The organism is Roseovarius sp. B-10, assembly GCF_056859295.1.
Genome location: NZ_JBSXOE010000001.1, coordinates 1 through 2,040 on the forward strand (window position 1 = coordinate 1; position 2,040 = coordinate 2,040).

Annotated in this window: 3 protein-coding genes and 1 pseudogene; all 4 read left to right on the forward strand. The window is 61.0% G+C overall.

Features of this window, described 5'->3' with window-relative positions:
- The coding region (locus tag AC13D8_RS00005; protein WP_482967135.1) for a hypothetical protein at positions 1 to 185 on the forward strand (185 nt) is incomplete at its 5' end.
- Positions 178 to 984 (forward strand): hypothetical protein, encoded by an 807-nt coding sequence (locus AC13D8_RS00010; protein ID WP_482967136.1) that lies wholly within the window; start codon positions 178 to 180, stop codon positions 982 to 984. The genes AC13D8_RS00005 and AC13D8_RS00010, both read left to right, overlap by 8 nt.
- 254 nt (positions 985 to 1,238) lie before the next feature.
- The gene (locus AC13D8_RS00015) at positions 1,239 to 1,514 is read left to right on the forward strand and encodes a hypothetical protein (RefSeq protein WP_482967137.1); all 276 of its coding nucleotides are present in this window, start codon (positions 1,239 to 1,241) and stop codon (positions 1,512 to 1,514) included.
- A gap of 238 nt (positions 1,515 to 1,752) precedes the next feature.
- Positions 1,753 to 2,040: pseudogene (locus AC13D8_RS00020) on the forward strand (YncE family protein); the annotation flags it as partial.

The window sequence follows — 2,040 nt, forward strand, 5'->3', positions numbered from 1 at the left end:
TGAGGACGGCACGCCGCATGACAAGCTATGGAACGCGGGTCAGCAGGATCGCTAGCGGGAAGCTTGGCCCAAGCGCGATTGGTGCGGGCCTGTTCGTTGCCTTTGCGCCGATCCACCTGTGGGTCACCGAAGAGGTCTCGGTGGCCATGAGGGGGCCGCGCCGAAAGGAGGCGACGCATGAGTAACCTGCGGACATCGCCGCGACCAACACCGCTCCACTGGAAAATGGTGCGCTGGCTTGTCCGGTGGGAACTGCGCCGCACCTGCCACCGGCATCTGGCGAACCGGGCACTGCACGACGAGGGCGGCGGCGCGATGCGATGGCTGCGGCAGGACAGGGACAGGTTCCTCGAGACGTTGGATCAACTCGTTGAAGAGATGCGGGAGGTCGCCGAACTGCACGCTCTGCCCAACGGCGGAAGCCGTCTGATGGTCGAACTCGCCATATATACCGTCGCCGCCGATGCGGCGCTGCGACGGCACGGGGTCAGAACGGATTACGCGCATTTGGTAGTGGCCGATATCGGCTGGGACCTCTACCGCCGCATGTTGCGCCTGTCGTCGCTGCCAGCGCGGATCGCTAGCCGCGATCCCGGACGCAGGCTGCGCTGGACGATCCAGGCTCTCCTGGTTTTTCCGTTCCGCCCGGTCGGTGCGCCCGGCTATGAAACGCGCGTCTTCCCGGAGGGCGACGATCTGCACACGCATTTCACCCATTGCCCGCCCCAGAGCTTTGCGCGCAGGGTAGCCACGCACCACGAGGATCCTGAACTGCTGGAGGCTTTTCGGCAAAGCTGGTGCCTCTACGACTGGCCCGGCGCGGACCTCATCGCCGGGGATGGCCAGCGAGGGCATTACCGCAGAGCCAGCACGCTGTCGGCTGGTGATCCGGTCTGCGACATGTGCTGGCGCGCGCGCAGCGCGAAGCGCACAGACCGGACCGAGGACACCCCCTGGTCAGACGAAGGGGCAGGTGTAGAATGAACTCGGAATACAAGGCGAACAGCATCACCCTTGCTGGCGCGATCGCGATGGGAACACGTCGCTAATGTCGAAACGGTCACCTTCGTCCTGACTTGGACCTACAGGTTCGAGCGCCACTTACCGAGAAAATCTGTCGCCAAATGTAACCAGGTGGGGTTCTGTGACAGACCGTTACACGACTACTCCAGCAGCCCGTTGCATAGCACATCCAATTTGCCAAGTAGAACATGCAACACGCAAAATGGAGACACTCAATGAAACGCAACACCTCACTCATTATCGCAACCGCATTCGCCACGGTTGTCGGCGGCGCGGCACTCGCAGACATGGGATACGGAACCGGGCATCATGACCTGCCTGATCGTGACAATAACATTCACATGACCGACAACATGCGCGGCCATTTCGACCACTCGGATCGGAACGACGACGACAAGGTCACGCGCGAGGAAATGGATGCCCACATGGCGGCGGCGTCAGAGTTTCAGCGTATGTTCGAAGAGCGTAACGGCCCGCAGCAAGGTCGCTGAAGCATTCAATCGGGCGCTCTGGCTGACAAAGGGAAGCCCGAATGCGACAAGTAGAACCTGACTGCGGCGCTCGACATGCGCTGCAGTCAGAGTAGACGCCGCGAGGATTATGACCGCGATATGAGCCATGCTTTGCTTCGTGAAATAGGACGCACGACCGACGCTGGGCGCCGGTTCTGGTTGCGGACAGGGTCGAATGTTCAACACGAAACACCATTGGAAAACAAGGAGCTATGCTATGAGAATTCCACTAGTGGCAATCGGTGCCGCACTACTGACTGGCAGTGCTGCATTGGCCGATGTCTACATCCCGGAAGGAACGCACGGAACGGTGCTTCATTTGGATGAAGCTTTCAAGGCTACGGGCCGCATCGAAGGGCTCGGCAACGTTCACGGGCTGGCAGGCGCACCGAAACGGGGCATTCTGGTAGCTGGCAGTCTCACGGAAACCGAAGGCGGCGAGGTGGCCAAACCCTCCCAGGTTTCCGAAGAGGATCACGAAGCCCACCACGGAGGCGGAGAAAAG